This is a genomic window from Vibrio mimicus CAIM 602, from assembly GCF_000338875.1.
Lineage (GTDB): Bacteria > Pseudomonadota > Gammaproteobacteria > Enterobacterales > Vibrionaceae > Vibrio > Vibrio mimicus.
On record NZ_AOMO01000033.1, the window covers coordinates 45,264 to 65,117 of the forward strand.

Sequence of the window (19,854 nt, forward strand, 5' to 3'; positions counted from 1 at the left end):
GTAGTATAAAGCAATTACTTGATCGCGTCTTTCAGCGCTTTACCTGCTACGAATGCAGGAACGTTAGCTGCCGCAATTTTGATCTCTTCACCGGTTTTTGGGTTACGGCCAGTACGAGCAGAACGATGATTAACTTTGAATGTACCAAAACCAATCAGTTGTACTTGGTCGCCTTCTTTCAAAGCACCTTCAACCGCACCCAGAGTCGCTTCTAGAGCCGCTTTCGCTTGCGCTTTAGTTAGGTCCGCTTTCTCTGCGATAAAGTCGATCAATTGGGTCTTGTTCATTTAGGTTTCCCTTCTCAATAGGTTATCGAATCGAGCTCACTCTAAAACATAAATGCCCGCTCTGGCAAAGGTTTGTCGCGCAACTTTCGCTTTTATGACGCACTTTTAACCGTAATCTGAGTAACAACTCACAATTTGTTACTAATCAAGCTATGCGGTTGCTTGTAATTGGGGGTGAGAAACCTTATTTAAAAAGGGCTAATCGTTTGGGAAGCCTGTCATTTCAATCGATTTAGTGACTGAAAAAAGTACTTTTGACTCCTTCAGGCGAAGAAATGCTTCTTCATATTCTCCTGAGATTTTGTGGTTTAACCACACAACTTGGCGAGAAGAAAAGAGTTCGAACGTACACAATAAAACCAAGGAATTTTATGTTTCTGCTTGCGATATATATTTCTGTCGCGATTGGCGTATCGTTTATCTGTTCAGTGTTAGAAGCGGTATTGCTGAGTATTACCCCGAGTTATCTTGCCCAACTGCGTCAACAAGGTCACCCAGCAGCCACTCGCTTAGCTGAGTTGAAAGCGGATATCGATCGTCCACTCGCCTCTATCCTCACCCTTAACACTATTGCGCACACCATAGGCGCTGCGACTGCGGGTGCTCAAGCTGCCGTAGTGTTTGGTAGCAAATGGCTAGGTTTGTTCTCTGCCGTGCTCACCTTAGGCATTCTGGTATTGTCAGAAATCGTGCCTAAAACCATAGGGGCAACTTACTGGCGTGAACTCGCGCCTCATGCGGCTTTAATTCTACGCTGGATGGTGTGGGCACTAACCCCATTCGTTTGGTTCTCAGAACAGATCACTAAACGCCTAGCCCGTAAAGTTGAGGCCCCGAAATTGCGCGATGAGCTTTCGGCAATTGCGATGCTCGCCAACGAAAGCGGTGAACTTGCCGCAGGCGAGTCAAAAATGCTGAATAACTTGCTGGCTATTCAAAGCGTACCCGTGACTCAGGTAATGACACCACGACCTGTGCTGTTCCGCGTTTCGGCCGATCTGACGATCGATGAGTTTCTCAATAAACACCGCGATACACCATTCTCTCGCCCGCTGGTTTACAGTGAAGAGAAAGACAACATCGTTGGCTTTGTGCACCGCCTTGAGTTGTTTAAATACAAGCACAGCGGTCAAGGGCACGTATTGCTGGGTGATGTGATGCGTCCAATCCATGTTCTGCTCAATACCTTTAGCTTGCCTAGAGCCTTTGATCAAATGATGCAAAAGCGTTTGCAGTTGTCACTGGTGGTGGATGAGTATGGATCTGTACAGGGCTTGCTGACTTTGGAAGATATCTTCGAGCATCTGCTCGGTGAAGAAATCATTGATGAAGCGGACCGCACGACCGATATGCAGCAACTGGCGACCGAGCGCTGGGAGCACTGGAAGCGTAAGCATCATATGATTGAAAGCCGAGACGAAGAGGAATAAACAAAACGGGAGCTGAAGCTCCCGTTTCTATAATCAATATCTGAACTCAGTCAGTTTACAGAGCGACTCCGATATTGCTTAACCCTTCTTCACGCAGCTCTTTACGCAGATCTTTGATGAGGTCAATATCGCGCTCAACCGCTTCACGAAGCGGACGGAAAATCGCCCATTGCACATCCCATTCCGCGCAAACTGCTTCATTCTCTTTTTGGTTGTCATTGGTGATTTCCTCACCCGTTTGTGCTTCTTCCAGTTGTGCCACGGTTTGTACCGAAATCTGGCTCACTTTAATCATCGCTTCCGCCAAATCATCACGATCCAACAGACCGTGTAGCAGCGTTGCCAAGCCTTCACAGGCATCAATCGCTGGATACACTGCATACACATCAAACGCATCCGATGTTGGGATCAGCTCTTCAAGCTTCTCCAACTGATGCTCAAAATTCACTTTGGCATTTTTTACCGTCATCAATTCCCACACGCTGTCGAGAATGTCACGGTAGATACGCGCCTCAGCAAACTGCGTGTGCTCACAGAACATAGCGTAATTCGGATACATACGTTCACACAGACAGGCCATAAAGGTAATCTGTTGCCAAGGTTCAAACTTCTCAAGACGAAGCTGTAGAGGGTTTTGTAACATAGTCACTTCAATCGTTGCGGAAAAAGACAGCGGAAGTGTACTGGATAAACATAAGGGAAAAAAGACGCGCCTATGAACAATTTCCACCAGCTGTATATTCTGACTGAACACGATGAACATTACCGCGAGCTGATCATCGAGCGCCAACTGGAAGGCCTCTCCGTAACCAATGATCGCGCACAGGCGACCATTTTATTAGCTGCGCCACCGATGGCCGCTCGTTGTTTGGATGAATTTCCACGCTTGCAATGGCTACATTCAGCTTACGCCGGTGTGGATACTTTAATGGCACCCAAGCTGCGTAAAAACTACCTACTGACCAACGTGAAAGGGATTTTCGGACACCTGATTGCCGAATACGTGATGGGCTATGCCATCCAACATCAGCGCCACTTCAATCTTTACCAAGCGCAACAAGCAGAGCAACGCTGGCAAACCCACTCTTACTCTTCCCTAGCCAATCAAACTATGGTGATTCTGGGGACGGCTCAATTGGCAGCCACTTGGCTAAAGTAGCCAAACAGTTTGGGCTGCGCGTCGTTGGGGTGAATCGCACGGGCATTCCCGCCAAAGAGGGCGATTTCGATGCCACTTACCACATCAGTGAGCTGCCTTCGGCATTAATGCGTGCTGATCTGCTAGTCAACACCTTGCCGAATACGCCAGCCACCGAAGGCCTGCTTAATCAAGACAATCTCAGCCACTGCCACCAAACATTGCTATTTAATGTTGGGCGCGGAAAAACGCTGGTTGAGCAAGATTTACCTGATTTGATTGCTGCTGGGCATATCCGCCACGCGTTCTTAGATGTGTTTATCAAAGAACCACTGGCAAATGAGCACCCATTCTGGACAAATCCGGCGATCACCATTACACCACACATTGCGGCAGTCAGCTTCCCAGAGCAAGTGGTCGATATCTTCGCGGATAACTATCAGCGCTGGCGTGATGATTTGCCGCTACGTAATCAAATCGATTTTGAAAAAGGCTACTGATGCTTGAGTCACTTCTGGCCGAAATTCGCCAATGCAAAGTCTGCGAACCACATTTACCTTTAGGCGCGAATCCTGTGATCCGCGCCCACCCTGCGGCGAAAATTTTGATTATTGGCCAAGCACCGGGAACCAAAGTACATAACACCTCAATTCCGTGGAATGATGCCAGCGGCGATCGACTGCGCCAGTGGCTCGATTTGGATCGTGATACGTTTTATTGCGAAGAGAAGATCGCCATCATGCCCATGGGATTGTGCTATCCCGGCAAAGGGCGTAGTGGTGACTTACCACCGCGCAAAGAGTGCGCGCCATTGTGGCATGCGAAGGTGTTAGAGCAACTCCCCAATCGGCAACTCACCCTCCTGATTGGTCAATATGCTCAGAATTATTATCTACCCGACAAACCTGCGACGTTGACCGAAACAGTGCAGCAGTGGCAGCGCTGGATACCTTCAGTTTTACCACTGCCACATCCATCCCCTCGCAACACCTTATGGCTGAAAAAACACCCTTGGTTTGAACAAGAAGTCGTGCCCTACCTACGCCAGCGAGTGAAGCAAGCGCTTACATAGCAAGCAGTTACGATTTGATGATAGTATGGCGCGCAGATTGATTAAGGAGGGCGCCATGCTTGAAACATTGACTCAATGGTTACAGCAGTTTGATATTGAGATTGAACGTGTGATTCAGGTTGCGGAAGCGTTGGGGCTGATTGCGGCCATTTCTATCGCTATCCATCTAATTTTACATCGCGGAGTGCTGCTGTGGCTTAAACGCCATACCCGGCATGAACAGAGTGTTTGGCGCAATGCGTTATTCAAAGAACACCTGTTTAGCCGCGTTGCCTTGCTGATCCAAGGTGTGGTGATTGCTGTGCAAACCCAGTTGTGGCTCAGCCCTGGCACTTTCACCTACGACGTGCTGCATACCGTCACAGCATTGTGGATTGTGGTGTTCAGCATGCTGGCCACCTACTCAATACTCAATGTCCTAGAACTGTTGCTCAGCAAAACCCAAGTCGGGAAAAACCTCCCCACACGCGGCATTTTGCAGAGCATCAAAATCGTCGTGTTTATTATCGCGGCACTATTTTTTACCTCGATTTTGATTGGCAAATCACCCGTTATCCTACTTAGCGGTTTAGGTGCTATGACCGCCGTAGTGATGTTGGTATTCAAAGACCCGATTTTGGGCTTGGTTGCGGGTGTACAGCTTTCCGCCAACAAAATGCTTTCCGTCGGCGACTGGTTAGAAATGCCCAAATACGGCGCAGATGGTGCAGTACTGGATATAAGCCTGACTACGGTGAAAGTTCAGAACTGGGATAAAACCATTACCACCATCCCAAGCTACGCGCTAATTTCTGATTCCTTTAAAAACTGGAAAGGGATGCAAGAATCCGGAGGCCGCCGCATCAAGCGCAGTATTTTAATTGATGCGACCAGCGTGCATTTTTTGACGGAAGAAGAGAAACAAGCACTGAAGAAAGCCCAACTGCTTGAGCCTTATTTGGTAGAAAAAGAGCAGGAAATCACCAGTTACAACCAGCAAAAACATTGGGATTTAGCGTGTCGTATCAACGGCCGTCGCTTGACGAATATTGGCAGTTTCCGCGCTTATTTAGAGCGTTACCTGCGTAATCACCCCAATATTCATCAAGATATGACATTAATGGTACGTCAGTTAGCGCCTACTCACGATGGTATCTCGCTTGAGGTGTACTGCTTTACCAGCACTACAGTGTGGGTAGAGTACGAGCGAATTCAATCAGATATTTTTGATCACATCTACGCGGTACTGCCTGAATTTGACTTGCGCGTATCTCAAGCGCCAACTGGTAATGATTTTCGAGCGCTGAGAGTTTAAACCCAAACACTCTCACCCTCCCCTTACAAGGGGAGGGAATGCGTTCTCAACACGGGTTAAAACACCGAATAACCAAGTTGAGTAAGCTGCTCGGAGAAGGTTTGTTTAGCGGAAACTTCACCGTGAATAAGGTGCACTTGCTTAGGCTTTTCAGCAATACCCGTAATAAAACGCAGAAGATCCGCTTGATCGGCATGGGCTGAATAGCCCGACATCGTATGAATATGCGCTTTAACTTCAACTTCATCGCCATCAATCCACACCGACTGCTCACCGCTTTGAATTTTACGCCCAAGCGTACCTTCGGCTTGAAAGCCCGCCAAAATAAGATCGGTTCTTTCATCAGGCAGCAGGGCTTTTAAATAATACATAATTCGCCCACCCTGACACATTCCCGATGCTGCAACCACAATCGCCGCTTCTCCGGTTGAAGCCAAGCGGTTAACTAAACGCTCATGTGTTCGATGATCTTCCACTGTAATGCACTGCTCAAATGCTAAAGGATGCCGATGCATTTGCAGTCGCGCTTTGGCTTCTCTTCCCCATAGCTGCTTAAAGCGACGATAAGATCGCGTAACACGCTGCGCCATGGGTGAATCAAGAATAATCGGTAAATTTGCGTCAATCTGATGCGAAAAGATGAGTTGTTCGATATCAAATAGCAATTCTTGGGTGCGCCCCACACTGAACGCTGGGATTAATATTGCACCCCCATCGCTCAATGAACGCTCAATCATTGTGCGCAGACGATCACCCCGACTCTGCACATCCTCGTGCTGCTTGTCGCCATAGGTGGTTTCAATAAACAGATAATCGGCACGTTCAGGCGGGAGAGGATCAGGCAACAAAGGCGTATGACTTGGCCCCAAATCACCGGAAAACACCACCACTTCACCATTTGGTAGGCGAATCTCCACATACGCCGAACCCAAAATATGTCCAGCTGGTTGAAAGCGTATATAGAATGAATCGGCACGTTTCGGCTGCAAAGCAAACCACTTTTGGTAATCCTGAACCCGAAGTAAACGGCGTACCTGAGTAAGTACACGCTCACTTTGCTTGGGTGACATACCCAATTGCAACTTTAAACCATCTTCCAACATCAGCGGCACCAACTCCGCCGTTGCTGCTGTGCAAAAAATCGGTTGGTTAAACCCTGCCGCTAATAGCCAAGGTAAACGGCCGATATGGTCAATGTGAGCATGAGTCAACACCAATCCATTGAGATGATTGACTGCAAAATCTATCTCTAGCGGGCGTTCGTCAGCACCTTGAAATAAACCGCAATCAATCAGTAAAGCTTGCCCATCCGAACGCAACTCATGGCATGAGCCCGTGACACTCTCCTTACCACCGTGATGAATCACTTCCATGTCGCTTCTCCTTGATTTGCACCACACATTGACGCTCTTTCGCACTCACATAAAGTCCATAAGCAACGAAAATTGAGCCAATCATTCAAACTTAACTACGCCCAGCAAAGTAGCGACAAGCAAATGAGTAGATAACCATTCCTAGTAATACACCCACGCCATTTGCCGCCATATCTCCCCATGAAAACTCGCGGCCAATCACATCTTGCACCACTTCCACGACCACACCAAAACCAAATAAAAGCACTGGAACTAGCCATACTCTGCGCGCTAATCCTGCACAACCGAGCAACGTTAACACCAAATAAGCCACACTATGCTCAGCTTTATCAATATAAGGAATATCTACTACCTTCACCAAAGAAGGAGAAAAAGAGAGGTAACACACCGCAGCCATTGCCAAAATTCCTATACTACGAAACAACCTTACTCCATATTTATTACCCAAGATTTCCATTTATCTCTCTTAAAATAATTTAATGACAAATTAAACAGCAAATTCATTAGCTCTATTATTAACCAACAATGTTTATCGCTCAAAACACAAGCATTAAAAGAATTATTTTTAATCGCAGATACAAGAAAATAGTAGTGCCATGGGCATTTTCTTAAACCTAAAACTCCTTATTTACAATTAAATCAGAAGTATCAATAAGAAAACAGATTACTCAAACCCACCAAAAAACCGTGAACTGTACCGACAAAATCACACTTATATGAAATAGTTCTAATGCAGATGTTGCAGAAACTATAAAAACAAAAATCAACTCATCGAAGAATAAGAAAATCAACACACACAAAAGAGAAGCTCATCGCAAACTTAACCCATACAACGAGCAAATTAATCAATAACACAAACTAATGATTTTTAATTAAAACTTTATCCAACTTGTAAGTTAGATTAAAATCCGCACTCAAATAAAAAAAGCCAACAATACACCTAAATAGTGGCTGAAAAATACTTTAACGTCGAGTGTCACACATGCACTAGGTAACTGGAGTGACATATTATTAATTGGTTGGGCGATAGCTCTTGAGAATTGAGAAAACTTAACGGATATGAGTGATATTTTAAACGAAACAGTTAACGAGCAGCGGGTAAATGCGACTGCACCAGCAATAACTCGCCCAGAGGCCAAAGCCAGTCATAATGCACATAGCGAAGTTCTGGTTGATAGTACCGTTCTCATCTACTGCCCAGAGCAAGATGTTGGGCGTATTCAAAATGTATTTTCTAAGCATGATATCCGTTATCAGATAAACAACTATCAAGTTAAAAATTTCAAAAATAAAACTCTTTGTCATTACAAAAGTGCAGAACTCAGCCGAGAACAGCAAGCTTTCTTAATTCAAGCGACAGAGTACGGAGCTTGGGTTGAGCCATTGGTGAGCTATTTCGATCGCCGCATGGGTTATACCGAAGTTGAACTGCTACATTCAGGTTACTTCCTGCATCAAAAAGCGTTTTCAATACTTTCTCATAAACGTCATTCATGGGAAAAGAGAGCGATCGACTTAATGTTCGTCGCACTACTTTCAATCGTTGCTATTCCTGTTGGCTTAATCACTGCACTGCTGATTAAACTTGAATCTCCAGGTCCTGTTTTTTACAAACAAAAACGCACTGGCCAATATAACCGTGAATTTGAAGTGATTAAATTCCGCTCAATGCGTAATGATGCCGAAAAACATGGAGCACAATGGGCAAGTAAAAATGATGCACGAGTGACTCGTGTGGGAAAATTTATTCGTAAAACTCGAATCGATGAGCTGCCACAATTGATCAATGTGGTGAAAAGTGAAATGTCGATGGTTGGCCCACGACCAGAACGTGAAGTGTTTATTGAAGAACTCGAGAAGGTCATCCCATATTACCGCTTCCGTCACGCAGTCAAACCCGGTGTGACTGGATTAGCTCAGGTGAGATACCCTTATGGCGCATCAGTAGAAGATGCGATCTGGAAGCATAAATACGACGTTTACTACATCAAACATCAAAACTGGAAGATAGAATTGAAGATCCTGTTATTGACTGTTAAAACCGTTTTGTTTGGAATGGGGAGATAAAGAAATATGACTTACCCAGATTTCTCTGTTCTCTGTTCTTTATATAACAAAGAAAAACCAGAGTACCTAGAACAATGCTTTATGAGTCTTGCTTGGCAAAGCTTACCCGCAAATGAAATAGTTGTTGTTCATGATGGTCCATTAACTGAAGAGCTTTACTATGTATTAAATAAATGGAGAAGTATCCTTCCATTAAATGAAGTAATTCTACCTAAGAATGTAGGCCTTGGTGATGCACTCAACGCTGGATTAGCATCATGCAAACATGAATACATAATCCGCGTTGACACTGATGACGTAAACCATTCAAATAGATTTGAAAAACAAATACATTATATGTGTACAGCTAAAGATATCGCAGTGTCTAGTGCTTATATATATGAATTCGAAAATGATTATCAGAACCCTTGTAGAATTAAAAGAGTTCCAGCAGGTCATGAAATAAAAAACTACAGTTTACGCAGAAACCCATTAAACCATATGGCTGTTATTTTTAAAAAAAGTGCTGTTATTGATGTTGGTGGATACCATCACCTACCATATATGGAAGACTATTATCTATGGCTAAGGCTGATAGCTAGAGGATACAACATAAGCAACATGAATGAAGCTTTGGTCAGTGCTCGAATCGGTAATGGAATGCTAGAACGTAGAAGAGGGATTACTTATGTGAAGAGTGAAGCTTTCATGTTGAAGAAAATATACGAATTAAAATTGAGCAATAACATACTTCCATTCATATACTATTCCTTAAGGATTATATCTAGATTAATACCTAAAAACATATTTCACAACGTATACTCCACATTAAGAAAGTATTAATCACCATATTAACTCTCTGACGTAACCAGGGAGTTAATATATTTCCTCAATTACAGTCTGATATTCTAACGTTTCGTATTTTTCAATACCTAGATATAACATGCCGAAGCAATATAAAAACAGCATTATATATGCAATAATTTTATATCTAATATTATTTATTGAACCAACAAGCATCGATATATAAAGAGGCTCAACTGACATAAATATACTAGATAGTCTTCCAGCTATAGATGAGAAATCAAGAAAAACAATCCTGACACATGTCCCAACAATGAAAACCATGAGTAAAACATTAAACAAATTTCCACTTACAATTTTCTTCCTAAATAGGTGAATTCCAACTAAAGATAGTAAAAAATTCTTAATATTATTAATATCTAAAAAACCCAATACATAATTTAATTCTGATTCTTTACCATAATCTTGAAATTTACCAGAAACATAACCACCGCCGGATGAAAGAACTTCAATTATAAGATGAGACATGCCAAATATATAAAAAATTACAGAAAAAACAAGAATGTAAAATAACTTATCAGAATTTGGATTATGAAAATAAAAAATCATCAGAACAAAAAAAACCATTGCTGACTGATGAAAAACAGAAGCAAACAATACAAAAATTGAAAATAATAAAATCTTTCTTTCTGAATAAAAAACCAATGCATATATTAATATAGCATACGCTAACCCTGCTCTTATTACTCCCATATCTCTTACTATAAAGAAAAATGAATAATAAATTGCAACAGCCAAAATTGGCTCTTTTGTCAATTTAGGATATGCCAAACCAATAAACAACATTGTTAATAACGAGTATAGAATAAGTGTATATCTAAATCCAGATTCAAACTCTGAAAACAAACTTGATATGATTAAAAAACTATATTCAACACCATATAATCCATATTGGTAAAAATCATAACCTGAAGAAATTAAATTATAAAAATACTCATAGTTATAATAGTCAGGTTTAACTCCAACTCGAAACGCACTAATAACAAAAAGAAATGCAATCAAGAAAATATATATATACTTACCTATCAGGTAGTTAATTTTACTAAATAAGAAGCCAAATGAAATAATCAATAAGAAGTAATAGTATGCCACCTAAAAGCCTCTTAATGTATCATATATTTTTTTGTAGTTATAAAAACATTCAGATGCTGAGAATTTACTTTTAGCCACTTCAACATTATTAAAACTATTAGGTGTTTTCATTTCATGAAGAACATATTTAAATGACTCTGAATTGTCTTTTTCAAACAAAAAAAAGATCTGCATGATTTCCAATTTCAACAAAAGGTCCAATATCTGTAACTAAAGGCTTCTTGCCCATCAACATAGCTTCAATAATAGACAAAGGAAACCCTTCACTTCTTGATGGAAAAACACACACATCATCCTCTGACATATATTTATATGGTTCTTCAACATGTCCAATCAAAAGCACTCTATCATCAAGATCCATATTATTAATAATAGTATTTAGATTTTCTCTATCTTCCCCATTACCAGCAATAATCAAACAATAATTATCCCCCAAATCGGACATTGATTTTATCAAAAAATCAAAACCCTTAATATTCCTAAGAACACCATAAGTAAATATCAATTTCCTATTTCTTTTAAAATCTCTAATTTTATTATCTATACTTTTAGATTTTGGAGATGACATATATAAATCAATCCCATTATAAATAGTTATCGCATTAGTAGATAATCCAATTTGATTTTTAATATAGTTTGTTAAAACAATTAACTTATCAAACCTCTTTAACATTAATAACCATATCCGAGGCAATATTATTTTTTCATATCTACCACTAAACTCTTTATGTGGATTACAATGCAAAGTAGACATTATTTTCTTTTTTAAGAAAACTTTCAAAGCAAATGCTAATAGATCAGGTTTTATTCCATGCGAATGAAAAACACCGGATAAAAAAATATGCTTAAACTTGAACTGCTCTACATGAATACCTTTGCTCTCGATGTTTTTAATTAATGAGTTGTCACACTTATTTTTAGATAAATAAAGCATTAAAACCTTCTCCCCACAAGAGATAGCCTCTTCACAAAGAGAAATGGATATTTTCACTGGTGCTTTATTATTAATTCCTGTAACAATATGTATTATCACTTAAACTGCCTCTTCCACATCTCAATTTCTTTCATAGGCAAGTGTATCTGCACATTATCATTTCGAAAAATTGCTTCTTTTAGATTAGTGAAAATGTTCTCTCTTGGTACGACATTCAAATTAAAGTCTTTTGCCTTTTCTATAGCTCGGTTATCGATTCCTATTATAATTGCTCTTCTATATTTCTGTAATGCTCTTATTCCAGCATGGAGCCTTGTCCCTACAAAATCAACCTCTTTTGACTGAAGAATATAATCATATTCTTCCAATCTAGGTGGAATTATTTTTATGCTTTTTGTAATGTTTCTATCGAAAATATCGAAATATTTACGATCATCAGATCCTTGAATCCAATAATACACATCCTTATATTCTTTTACTAACAAATCAATTAAGAATGCATCTTTTTCATGATCTCTATTATAATCAGTTAAAGTAAAGACAACGCTGTCTTTTTTATCACAATTGATTTTTTTGCAATTTTCTTCAGTCAAATTCCACATTGTTGAACAAGATGTGTTTATAACATTTTCAACTCCAGATTTTTTTAACATCTGTGCGGTATAGTTATCTCTTACAGAGTGTAAGAGATCTTTTGATAATAGTTTTTTATAAAAAATTTTTGCGTATGATGATGGCTCTTTCTGGTATGAATTCCAACCAACACCTAATGTTACTATATTGTTTTTTTTAATAAATGGAATGTGTAATGGTGTTAATTTCCAAGGTCCTCTAAATAGATTATCACTACTAAGAGCATTTGTTCCCATTAAAAAGTTATAGTCTACATTGTTAAGTATATTTATTGAGAATGGTGATAAATAGTCCCTTGTGCTTATATTAAAGAATTGCTCTACAGGAAAAACATTACTAATTTGATTAAAGCAAGAATCATATATTATTCTATCGCCTACATTCAGAGTAGAAACAGTAGTGTCTAACAATCCTATTTTTTCATATTTTTTCATTTAACTTACAACCCAAAAAATAATATCTTGTTTGTTTACATATAACTAAAAACAAAAACCCAGATATGAACCAAGAGATTAAAGAAGCGAGTGCAGCACCTTTAATTGAAAATAATGGTATTAATAAATAATTAGCTAATAAATTCACTGACAAAGCAAGTATATTTCTATATAACGCAATGTTTGGAAGGCCATCAATAATCAATAATCTACCCGTAGTCACATTTAACCCACAAAATAAAATTGATATTGAATAAATTAATGCGATTCCATTGTCTAATTCTGAATCAAAAACAAACTTTATAACATATGGCAACATAAGGAAATATAACACACTGATAAAAACCAGTATTTTAAATGATTTCCAAATAAACTCTCTAGCTAGGAAACCATAATTATCATTCATTTTAGAGTTTATTAAACCTGGGAAAGACGACATCCCAAACACAGTAACAATTACAATTAATCCATCTTGAAACTTAGAAATTACTGATAAATAAGCCACATCACTCATTTTTCCAGAAAGAATACCCAACATATATTGATCTATTTTTGAATATGTTGTGATAATTATAGCACTTAAAACAAGATGATAATTTTCTTTAAGCCTAGTTAAGTATTCACTGACACATTTACTCCACCACAACCATCCTATATTATCTATTCTATTTCCACAAAAACTATGCCTTTTTATAATTAGGAAAATACAACTCCATAAAAAAAACAGAAAATAGTCCAATAGAAACAAAATAGATGCATCCAAAATGGTAATCTGTTCATTTACAACATATAGCTTAAATAACAATAAAATTATCGTTATTGCTACTTTCACTGACAAATAAACCTCTATATCTAGATTACTCTGTGTCAATATTTCCGCATAGCATGCACCATGAAAGAAATATGATAAAAGAAGCAATAGCAATATTAGCAAGCCAACATCTACAAAGATAACACTTGAATATAAGTATGTTACAATCCAAACAAATAAAAAAACAACTAATGATATACTTAGCTTACCAACGGAAAGATTAATAAAACTGCTTTTTTTTGATACTAAATCTTTTACATCAGTTTGATTCAAACTCAATAAAGAATAAAAACTTGTTATTGTTACATAACTAAGAATTAAACTATATTGACCATAAGCGTCAATATCCATTTTTTTGCCAGATAAAATGTATATATAAAACCTGATAAAAGCCAAATATACCTTTCTAGTAATAACAGAATATTTTTTCTAATCATTATGATATGAATAATTGTAATAACCATAACCGTAAGTACTAGAGGCTTTCTTTTCCACTGCGTTGAAAATAACCCCTTTGACTTCAATACCGGACTGCTCAAAACGGTGACGAGCCACATCAATCTCTTTCGCCGTATTTTGGCCAAAACGCGCCACCATTAAGGTGGTTCCGACGTGTGCTCCGACAATACTAGGATCCGTAACTGCCAGTACCGGCGGGGTATCAACAATCACTAAGTCATAATGCTCTGAAGCCCATTGCAGCAACTCTTCCATTCTCTTATGCATGAGCAGTTCAGAAGGGTTGGGTGGCACTTGCCCGCGGGTCATGACAGAGAGATTTTCTACTTGGCTAGTTTTAATGCAGTTTTCTAGCGGTAACTTTCCTGCAAGATAATCAGAAAGGCCATTTTCCCACTGTAGGCCAAACGGCTTTTGTAGGTAGCCTTTGCGCATGTCGGCATCAATCAGCAGTACTTTTTGGCCGGTTTTCGCCGCCACAGCCGCAAAGTTGGTTGAAACGAAAGATTTACCAATGCCCGGCGCAGGGCCAGATATCATCAGGATATTGTTTTTCGCTTCCATCATCGCAAAGTGCAAGCTAGTGCGTAAACCACGCAGCGCTTCAATTGAGAGATCTGCTGGGTTGTATTCCGCCAGTAAAGTGAGTTCATCTTTCTTACGACGTTTCATCAGTTTTTCAAAACCCAACTGCATCTCTGATTTCGGCACACTGGCATAAACCGAAAGCCCTAACGCTTCAATATCATCTGGGTTTTCGACTCCGCGGTGCAGCGCCGCTCTCACCAATACAAACCCCACACTCGCTATTGCGCCCAATAAAGTTGCTAATACTGCGATCAGAGGTTTTTTCGGTTTCACTGGTTGAGCATAGGCTTGCGCGTTATCCAGAATGCGCACGTTACCAACGGTGCCTGCTTTAATCACGTTCAGTTCCTGCACTTTATTGAGTAGTTGCAGGTAGATCTGCTGGTTCACTTCCACATCACGTGTCATGCGCAAGATTTCGCGCTGGGTTTTGGGCAGCTTTTGTACTTGGTGGTTTAAACGCTCACGCTCTTTTAATAGTACCTGACGCTTATCCAGCAATGATTTATAAGCCGGGTGATCGGTGGTAAAACGCTGACTGATTTCACTCTCTTTAAATGTCAGCTCATTGAGTTGTGCTTCTAGTTTTACCATTACCTCAAGGGTAGATTTGGCTTCAAGACTCAAGTCTATCGAATCATTTTCTTGACGGTAGCGGTTTAGCAAATCTTCCGCGCTTTCCAGATCGGTTTTGATATCTGGCAGGTGGCCTTGTAAAAAGCTCAGACTCTTTTCCGCTTCGGCCGAGTTACGTTTTACGTTTTGTAGAAAGTAGCTTTGGCTAATGTTATCGAGCAGCACACGAATTTTCGCTGGATTTTCACCAGTCAGTGATAATTCAACGATTCCAGTCTGTTTACCTTTTTCTGCGATAGAGAGGTTTTTCTTCAGTTCATTGATCGCATCCAATTCATTGATTTTGGCAACATTGAAAGCAAAGCCACTTTCAGCATCAATTCCAGTCACAAACAATCGGTAGTCATCTTGCTCTGCAAGCTGTCCAGCTATTCCTTGGAGGATGATTTTTCCATCCCCACGCACAAGCTGGTAGATACCTTGCTCTGCATCTTGTACTACGATTTTGTGCTCATGGGCGGTGGCAAAATCAGGAAGTTCAAAACGGCTCACTTGCAATTGGTTTACTTGGCCACTTAAACGAGCAATACCTTTGCCTACTACAGGGAAATAATCCGGAGTGACGAGTGTAGTGAGATTAAATTTCTCCACTGTGTCACCCAAGATCATCCGTGATTTGATGATTTCAATTTCTGTGGTGGCGGTAGAGTCCGAACTGAACAGTTCGCCCATATCTCCGCCCACCAGCGATGAGATGCCACCGCCTTTCTTGGATTCGATCTGAATTAAGGCATCCGCCTTGTATATGGGCGTTGAAAGAATGGCAAACGCTACCCCAAAAACGGCGAAAACCATTGTGGTAAAGAGAATGATCCATTTTCCGTCAAGCAGTAAGCCAAAAAGTTTGCCCAGATCGATTTCGTCAGAGGCGGAGTCGATGGTGCGCTTTGATGTTTGTGCTGTCATAGTTTTTGCTGTTTTAGAGTTAAATAGCGTCTAACCCCAGCGAGGGGCGTTAGTTAGCCTGTTGATAATCAATTTCGGTTAGAGTTTTTTTACCCAAGCCGCAGCCGCTTGTTCAATTAGGGAATAAGCGTGATCGAACGCTTCCTTACTTTGGCGGTACGGATCGGGAATGTCACGTTGACCAATCCATTGGCCAAAGAGCATGGTTTTACCACGAGCTTCGGGTGCGATGTCACTCAGGGCGCTAATGTGCCCCTTCTCCATCACGAGGATGAGGTCAAATTGACTGCAAAGTTGTGGGGTAAGCTGTTGTGACTGATGGTCATCCAGCGAGACACCGTGTTCTTGTGCCACTTGGATAGCCATAGCATCAGCCGATTTGCCGACAAGTCGGCTTTTTTCAGAGGCGAGACCAGCAGAAGCGATATTTTTATGAGGAAGTTGTTGTTTTAATATTCGTTCACCAATCGGTGAACGGCAGATATTGCCAACGCAGACGACTAGTATGTTGTTAAACATCTTATTTTCTTAGGTTTTCATGAAAAACGAGCTGCTGAGTGTAATTGTGCGTTTCATTTTCTCAACTGCTATTCTGTGATTTTTTGACACCTATACATGCTTTAAAATTGATCTACTCTCCCCCGACTAAGGGGAGGAATCGAGAATGTATTAAGGCCAGTTTTTAACTCGTAGTGCACCTTCGGTGATTTCATTGAAGCCACTGATAGTTGGTAGCAACTGACGCACCAAACGGTTCCAGCGTGAAACTGGTGCAGCAGTAACGTAAACCACATCATAAGGGCGTAACTCAAATTCGGTTCCCATCACCAGTGCTGTCGCATCTTGGATATTCAGTTGGTAAATATTGGCGATCGGTTCGTCTTGCCCCATGGCAATACCATGTTGATTACTGCGGATAACAAAGATGCCAGTTGCATCAGCTTCCGCTTCATTAATACCACCAACCGTGCTTAGAGCTTCGGTCAAACTCATTCCAGTACGGTCAATTTTAAGCATTTGTGGTTGGTTCACCTCACCCATAACGAATACTTTTTGTGCATCGTTACGCGGAATATGTACGATGTCACCATCACGTAATAAGCGGTTTTGAGTAAGGTCACCTTTCTGGATTAATGCATACAAAGAAATTTGCTCTTCAACACCGTTACGCGTCAAAGTCACATTACGCCAGTCTGCATCTTTAGTGATTCCACCTGCACGGTTAACCGCATCAAGTAAAGTAAGGGGAATATTGGAGATAGGTTGCTGACCAGGGCTTGTCACTTCTCCGGTAATATAGGATTTTTGTGAGCGAAAAGCCGCAACATTGACGTCAACTTGGGGAGCCTCAATAAACTTAGCGAGTTTCTCAGCCAATACTTTACGAACTTCCGTCACGGTTTTACCGGCCACACTGACTTGACCAATATATGGGTAGAAAATGGTGCCATCAGCATGCACCCAGTTACCTGCTTCAGCTGAACTGCGGTACGAACCTGCAGGAATCGTTAGCTCTGGATGATCCCAGATAGTAACGTTCAGTACGTCACCCGCGCCAATACGATACTCATAAAGAGATACCTCTTGCTCTAAGGTGAGATTAGGTTGAGTTACCACTGTTTGCTGTTGGTATTTGAGTTCTTTGATCAGTGTTGGTGTCACCGGATAAACGTTTACCAACGCTGAAAGAGATTCTTGTTCTTCCGCTTCCCAAGCGATGTTTTTATCGCTTGTTGGAAGATGAGCGCCGGGAATGCTACATCCTACAAGCCCAGTAGAGAAAATGAGTAAAAGCAGATACTTCTTTGACACGCGAATAACCTTGCGATTCCGATTTTAATAATTTGAAGCTGTTTGCAGCTTTTTCCTACGCTACCGCCCTGAGGTGTCGTTCCTCCTAACGCGGATATTCCTTTTTTAGCTATAGTGACATCATTTAACTGCGAGTCATTTCACAAAAAGCCTTATTAATGATTAAAACATCATCAGGCGATAATTACTCGTTCACACCAACATGCCATCTAAACATCTTAATTTGACGCGGAATCATACAGAGATTACTTTGCCTTGTGAAGCTTATATTTTCCTATTTTACGGTCTCATTATGAGCCGCAAATTTCCAGTATATTATTAATATCTTTCATTTTAGACTCCTTTATTTTGTTTACATTAAATGCAATTCTGTTTATCTTTTGCGTCGTCCGCAAATAACAGCGGATATACATCGATGTAATTAATATCTCTCATGGAGAATACTATGAAAAAAACAGCACTTGTGTTGCTGGGGATGTTTGCATTTAGTGGTGTGGCAGCAGCTGCAACAGAAGAAGCCGCAGCGACGACTTCTAGCACTTCTACCACTACAACTGCAGCAACAACCTCTGCAGCAGGCGGTGGTGCTGCTGGCGCAGCAGCGGTGGGTACTGTAACAGCAACAGCAGTAGGTCTAACTGCCGTTGCTGTTGGTATTGCCGCAGCAGCAGCAAGCAACTCGGGTACAGGAACTACGACCACTGTAACAGCGGCGCAGTAACCTTACCTTTAAAACAACCGCATTACGCGGTTGTTTTTTTAAATATTTCCGATTGATCTCACATGCGAAAATTACATTATTTACTTTTCTGTCATTTATTTCTTCTTTCAGGATGTGCAAAGAATGCGCAGCATTTATCTGACTCTTTGCAGCTTGCTATTTTGGGGCCTGAACAACCAGCTCTTTCTGCAGAAAAAGTAGCGAGTATTCCTTACGCGAGCATTTATATTCAACAAAATAACAACCCGCTCGCTTTGATGGTGTTAGCCTGGGCTGAACCCGCCAAAAATAACTCAAACATAGCTTTAAAGTGGCTTTCCTCTGGACAGGAAATGGTAATCACTGAAGGTGGACGAATTACCAAAACACTGAATTTAGACGGCGGAAATTTAATCAACATTGAATCTACTTCTGTTGATCCACTTTTATTAGGATTGCATCAATCTAGTACACCTCGTTATTGGGAGTTCTATTTAAGCTGGCAACCTGGCTATCACTTTCACTATTTGGCGCAATCTCGCTTTGTGAATGAGGGTGAACAAATCAAGCAGTTGCCGAATGGTGAATCTCGCCCTCTATTGCTTTTCAATGAGCAAGTCACAATTCCTGCGCTGGATCAGCAGTACCACAACTATTACTGGATCGACCCCCTCTCAGGGGCGGTCGTCGCAACCGAACAGCAATTGGCCCCGGGCTTGAACCGCTATGCTCTCTCAGTCGGTAAGTCTTATCTGAATCAAGGAGGTATCTGATGATTAAACCTTGGATAGCCTTGATTATTTTACTTGGTGGGCTAAGTACTCACTCATTGTTTGCATCCCCTCTATCTACAACACTAGAAATACGTTTTGAAGGCAGCTCAACACAACTGCGCTTTGCTGAACCAATCCGCCTTGATCAGGCCGTGATGCAAACACTTGAACATTACCAGCTAAGCACATTGGATATTGATTGGCTCAGTGCCGGGCTGTTTGATTTAAGTCATCCATACTCTTTTAAGCAGCATGTTTTATTGGTTATGGCGCATCAGCAATCTTCCGCACCTATACAGCAAAAAGCATTATGGGAAAAAATGCGCTCTCAGCTACGCCTTTCTGCCTTCGCTAAGAGAGTTTTTGCACCAATCGATCCGGATTGGACCCGTATTGCCCCTCAAGATAACCCTCGTTTGAATGGTCAGTGGCTACTTACTCTCAACCCTAGAGTAGGTGAGGTCTCGGTTTATGGTGCTGTACATAAACCTGGTGATGTAACTTGGCGAAGCGTCAAACGGCAAAAGATTACGCCCAAGCGGCAGGATTAATTGATGAAAAAATTGCTGAAA

19 protein-coding genes and 1 pseudogene are annotated in these 19,854 nt (G+C 41.0%); 9 read left to right on the forward strand and 11 right to left on the reverse strand.

Annotated features, from left to right (window positions below; translation table 11 throughout):
• Positions 1 to 14: 14 nt before the first annotated feature.
• On the reverse strand, positions 15 to 287 hold the full coding sequence (hupA, locus tag D908_RS08625; RefSeq protein ID WP_001044506.1) for a nucleoid-associated protein HU-alpha: 273 nt from the start codon (positions 285 to 287) through the stop codon (positions 15 to 17).
• Between the two features lie 371 nt (positions 288 to 658).
• Here hupA and D908_RS08620 point away from each other — a divergent pair, with 371 nt between their 5' ends.
• Positions 659 to 1,717 (forward strand): CNNM domain-containing protein, encoded by a 1,059-nt coding sequence (locus D908_RS08620; protein ID WP_005524784.1) that lies wholly within the window; start codon positions 659 to 661, stop codon positions 1,715 to 1,717.
• 55 nt (positions 1,718 to 1,772) lie between these two features.
• Here the strand turns inward: D908_RS08620 and D908_RS08615 are convergent, their stop codons facing one another.
• Positions 1,773 to 2,360 (reverse strand): YjaG family protein, encoded by a 588-nt coding sequence (locus tag D908_RS08615; RefSeq protein WP_005524786.1) that lies wholly within the window; start codon positions 2,358 to 2,360, stop codon positions 1,773 to 1,775.
• Positions 2,361 to 2,432: 72 nt separating this feature from the next.
• Here D908_RS08615 and D908_RS0119445 point away from each other — a divergent pair.
• The 3 genes and pseudogenes from D908_RS0119445 (at position 2,433) to D908_RS08605 (ending at position 5,221) form a co-directional block, all read left to right on the forward strand.
• Positions 2,433 to 3,355 (forward strand): annotated as a pseudogene (locus D908_RS0119445) (D-2-hydroxyacid dehydrogenase).
• The gene (locus D908_RS08610; protein ID WP_005524789.1) at positions 3,355 to 3,927 is read left to right on the forward strand and encodes a uracil-DNA glycosylase family protein; all 573 of its coding nucleotides are present in this window, start codon (positions 3,355 to 3,357) and stop codon (positions 3,925 to 3,927) included. The pseudogene D908_RS0119445 and the gene D908_RS08610 overlap by 1 nt, the downstream one beginning before the upstream one ends.
• A gap of 55 nt (positions 3,928 to 3,982) precedes the next feature.
• The gene (locus tag D908_RS08605) at positions 3,983 to 5,221 is read left to right on the forward strand and encodes a mechanosensitive ion channel family protein (RefSeq protein WP_005524792.1); all 1,239 of its coding nucleotides are present in this window, start codon (positions 3,983 to 3,985) and stop codon (positions 5,219 to 5,221) included.
• 56 nt (positions 5,222 to 5,277) lie between these two features.
• Here D908_RS08605 and D908_RS08600 read toward each other — a convergent pair whose 3' ends face one another.
• Positions 5,278 to 6,594, reverse strand: coding sequence for an MBL fold metallo-hydrolase RNA specificity domain-containing protein (locus D908_RS08600; protein WP_005524795.1), 1,317 nt, complete (start codon positions 6,592 to 6,594; stop codon positions 5,278 to 5,280).
• Between the two features lie 91 nt (positions 6,595 to 6,685).
• Positions 6,686 to 6,991 carry a VanZ family protein gene (locus D908_RS08595; RefSeq protein WP_000741699.1) on the reverse strand — a complete coding sequence of 102 codons (306 nt, stop codon included), beginning with the start codon at positions 6,989 to 6,991 and terminating at the stop codon, positions 6,686 to 6,688.
• A 662-nt stretch (positions 6,992 to 7,653) separates the two neighbouring features.
• Here D908_RS08595 and D908_RS08590 point away from each other — a divergent pair.
• Positions 7,654 to 8,661 carry a sugar transferase gene (locus D908_RS08590; protein WP_005524797.1) on the forward strand — a complete coding sequence of 336 codons (1,008 nt, stop codon included), beginning with the start codon at positions 7,654 to 7,656 and terminating at the stop codon, positions 8,659 to 8,661.
• 6 nt (positions 8,662 to 8,667) lie between these two features.
• The gene (locus D908_RS08585) at positions 8,668 to 9,483 is read left to right on the forward strand and encodes a glycosyltransferase (protein WP_005524799.1); all 816 of its coding nucleotides are present in this window, start codon (positions 8,668 to 8,670) and stop codon (positions 9,481 to 9,483) included.
• Positions 9,484 to 9,516: 33 nt separating this feature from the next.
• Here the strand turns inward: D908_RS08585 and D908_RS08580 are convergent, their stop codons facing one another.
• From D908_RS08580 to D908_RS08550, 7 genes are all read right to left on the reverse strand, one after another.
• Complete coding sequence (locus D908_RS08580; protein WP_005524801.1) at positions 9,517 to 10,596, reverse strand: EpsG family protein; 1,080 nt, start codon at positions 10,594 to 10,596, stop codon at positions 9,517 to 9,519.
• A gap of 151 nt (positions 10,597 to 10,747) precedes the next feature.
• Positions 10,748 to 11,629, reverse strand: coding sequence for a glycosyltransferase family 4 protein (locus D908_RS08575; protein ID WP_005524803.1), 882 nt, complete (start codon positions 11,627 to 11,629; stop codon positions 10,748 to 10,750).
• Positions 11,626 to 12,597 (reverse strand): polysaccharide pyruvyl transferase family protein, encoded by a 972-nt coding sequence (locus D908_RS08570; protein WP_005524805.1) that lies wholly within the window; start codon positions 12,595 to 12,597, stop codon positions 11,626 to 11,628. Before D908_RS08570 ends, D908_RS08575 begins: the two co-directional genes overlap by 4 nt.
• Complete coding sequence (locus D908_RS08565; RefSeq protein ID WP_134815419.1) at positions 12,584 to 13,759, reverse strand: MATE family efflux transporter; 1,176 nt, start codon at positions 13,757 to 13,759, stop codon at positions 12,584 to 12,586. Before D908_RS08565 ends, D908_RS08570 begins: the two co-directional genes overlap by 14 nt.
• Positions 13,760 to 13,837: 78 nt before the next feature.
• A complete protein-coding gene (locus tag D908_RS08560) occupies positions 13,838 to 15,997 on the reverse strand; it encodes a polysaccharide biosynthesis tyrosine autokinase (RefSeq protein ID WP_005524810.1) in 2,160 nt (719 codons plus the stop codon).
• Between the two features lie 78 nt (positions 15,998 to 16,075).
• On the reverse strand, positions 16,076 to 16,516 hold the full coding sequence (locus D908_RS08555; RefSeq protein ID WP_005524812.1) for an arsenate reductase/protein-tyrosine-phosphatase family protein: 441 nt from the start codon (positions 16,514 to 16,516) through the stop codon (positions 16,076 to 16,078).
• A gap of 150 nt (positions 16,517 to 16,666) precedes the next feature.
• Positions 16,667 to 17,809 carry a polysaccharide export protein gene (locus D908_RS08550; protein ID WP_000039768.1) on the reverse strand — a complete coding sequence of 381 codons (1,143 nt, stop codon included), beginning with the start codon at positions 17,807 to 17,809 and terminating at the stop codon, positions 16,667 to 16,669.
• A gap of 445 nt (positions 17,810 to 18,254) precedes the next feature.
• Between D908_RS08550 and D908_RS08545 the strand changes: the two genes are divergently transcribed.
• The 3 genes from D908_RS08545 to D908_RS0119450 all read left to right on the forward strand — a co-directional run bounded on the left by D908_RS08545 (position 18,255) and on the right by D908_RS0119450 (position 19,833).
• Positions 18,255 to 18,530, forward strand: a complete 276-nt coding sequence (locus tag D908_RS08545) for a hypothetical protein (RefSeq protein ID WP_000750464.1) — start codon at positions 18,255 to 18,257, stop codon at positions 18,528 to 18,530.
• 62 nt (positions 18,531 to 18,592) lie between these two features.
• On the forward strand, positions 18,593 to 19,282 hold the full coding sequence (locus D908_RS08540; protein WP_032467614.1) for a YjbF family lipoprotein: 690 nt from the start codon (positions 18,593 to 18,595) through the stop codon (positions 19,280 to 19,282).
• Positions 19,282 to 19,833, forward strand: coding sequence for a capsule biosynthesis GfcC D2 domain-containing protein (locus D908_RS0119450; RefSeq protein WP_265181573.1), 552 nt, complete (start codon positions 19,282 to 19,284; stop codon positions 19,831 to 19,833). The genes D908_RS08540 and D908_RS0119450 overlap by 1 nt, the downstream gene beginning before the upstream one ends.
• Positions 19,834 to 19,854: the final 21 nt, after the last annotated feature.

Bases quoted from the DNA above. Each gene is read 5' to 3' on its own strand.
- hupA (WP_001044506.1), bottom strand. From the start codon at position 287: ATGAACAAGACCCAATTGATCGACTTTATCGCAGAGAAAGCGGACCTA.
- D908_RS08620 (WP_005524784.1), top strand. From the start codon at position 659: ATGTTTCTGCTTGCGATATATATTTCTGTCGCGATTGGCGTATCGTTT.
- D908_RS08615 (WP_005524786.1), bottom strand. From the start codon at position 2,360: ATGTTACAAAACCCTCTACAGCTTCGTCTTGAGAAGTTTGAACCTTGG.
- D908_RS08610 (WP_005524789.1), top strand. From the start codon at position 3,355: ATGCTTGAGTCACTTCTGGCCGAAATTCGCCAATGCAAAGTCTGCGAA.
- D908_RS08605 (WP_005524792.1), top strand. From the start codon at position 3,983: ATGCTTGAAACATTGACTCAATGGTTACAGCAGTTTGATATTGAGATT.
- D908_RS08600 (WP_005524795.1), bottom strand. From the start codon at position 6,594: ATGGAAGTGATTCATCACGGTGGTAAGGAGAGTGTCACGGGCTCATGC.
- D908_RS08595 (WP_000741699.1), bottom strand. From the start codon at position 6,991: ATGGCTGCGGTGTGTTACCTCTCTTTTTCTCCTTCTTTGGTGAAGGTA.
- D908_RS08590 (WP_005524797.1), top strand. From the start codon at position 7,654: ATGAGTGATATTTTAAACGAAACAGTTAACGAGCAGCGGGTAAATGCG.
- D908_RS08585 (WP_005524799.1), top strand. From the start codon at position 8,668: ATGACTTACCCAGATTTCTCTGTTCTCTGTTCTTTATATAACAAAGAA.
- D908_RS08570 (WP_005524805.1), bottom strand. From the start codon at position 12,597: ATGAAAAAATATGAAAAAATAGGATTGTTAGACACTACTGTTTCTACT.
- D908_RS08565 (WP_134815419.1), bottom strand. From the start codon at position 13,759: ATGGATATTGACGCTTATGGTCAATATAGTTTAATTCTTAGTTATGTA.
- D908_RS08560 (WP_005524810.1), bottom strand. From the start codon at position 15,997: ATGACAGCACAAACATCAAAGCGCACCATCGACTCCGCCTCTGACGAA.
- D908_RS08555 (WP_005524812.1), bottom strand. From the start codon at position 16,516: ATGTTTAACAACATACTAGTCGTCTGCGTTGGCAATATCTGCCGTTCA.
- D908_RS08545 (WP_000750464.1), top strand. From the start codon at position 18,255: ATGAAAAAAACAGCACTTGTGTTGCTGGGGATGTTTGCATTTAGTGGT.
- D908_RS08540 (WP_032467614.1), top strand. From the start codon at position 18,593: ATGCGAAAATTACATTATTTACTTTTCTGTCATTTATTTCTTCTTTCA.
- D908_RS0119450 (WP_265181573.1), top strand. From the start codon at position 19,282: ATGATTAAACCTTGGATAGCCTTGATTATTTTACTTGGTGGGCTAAGT.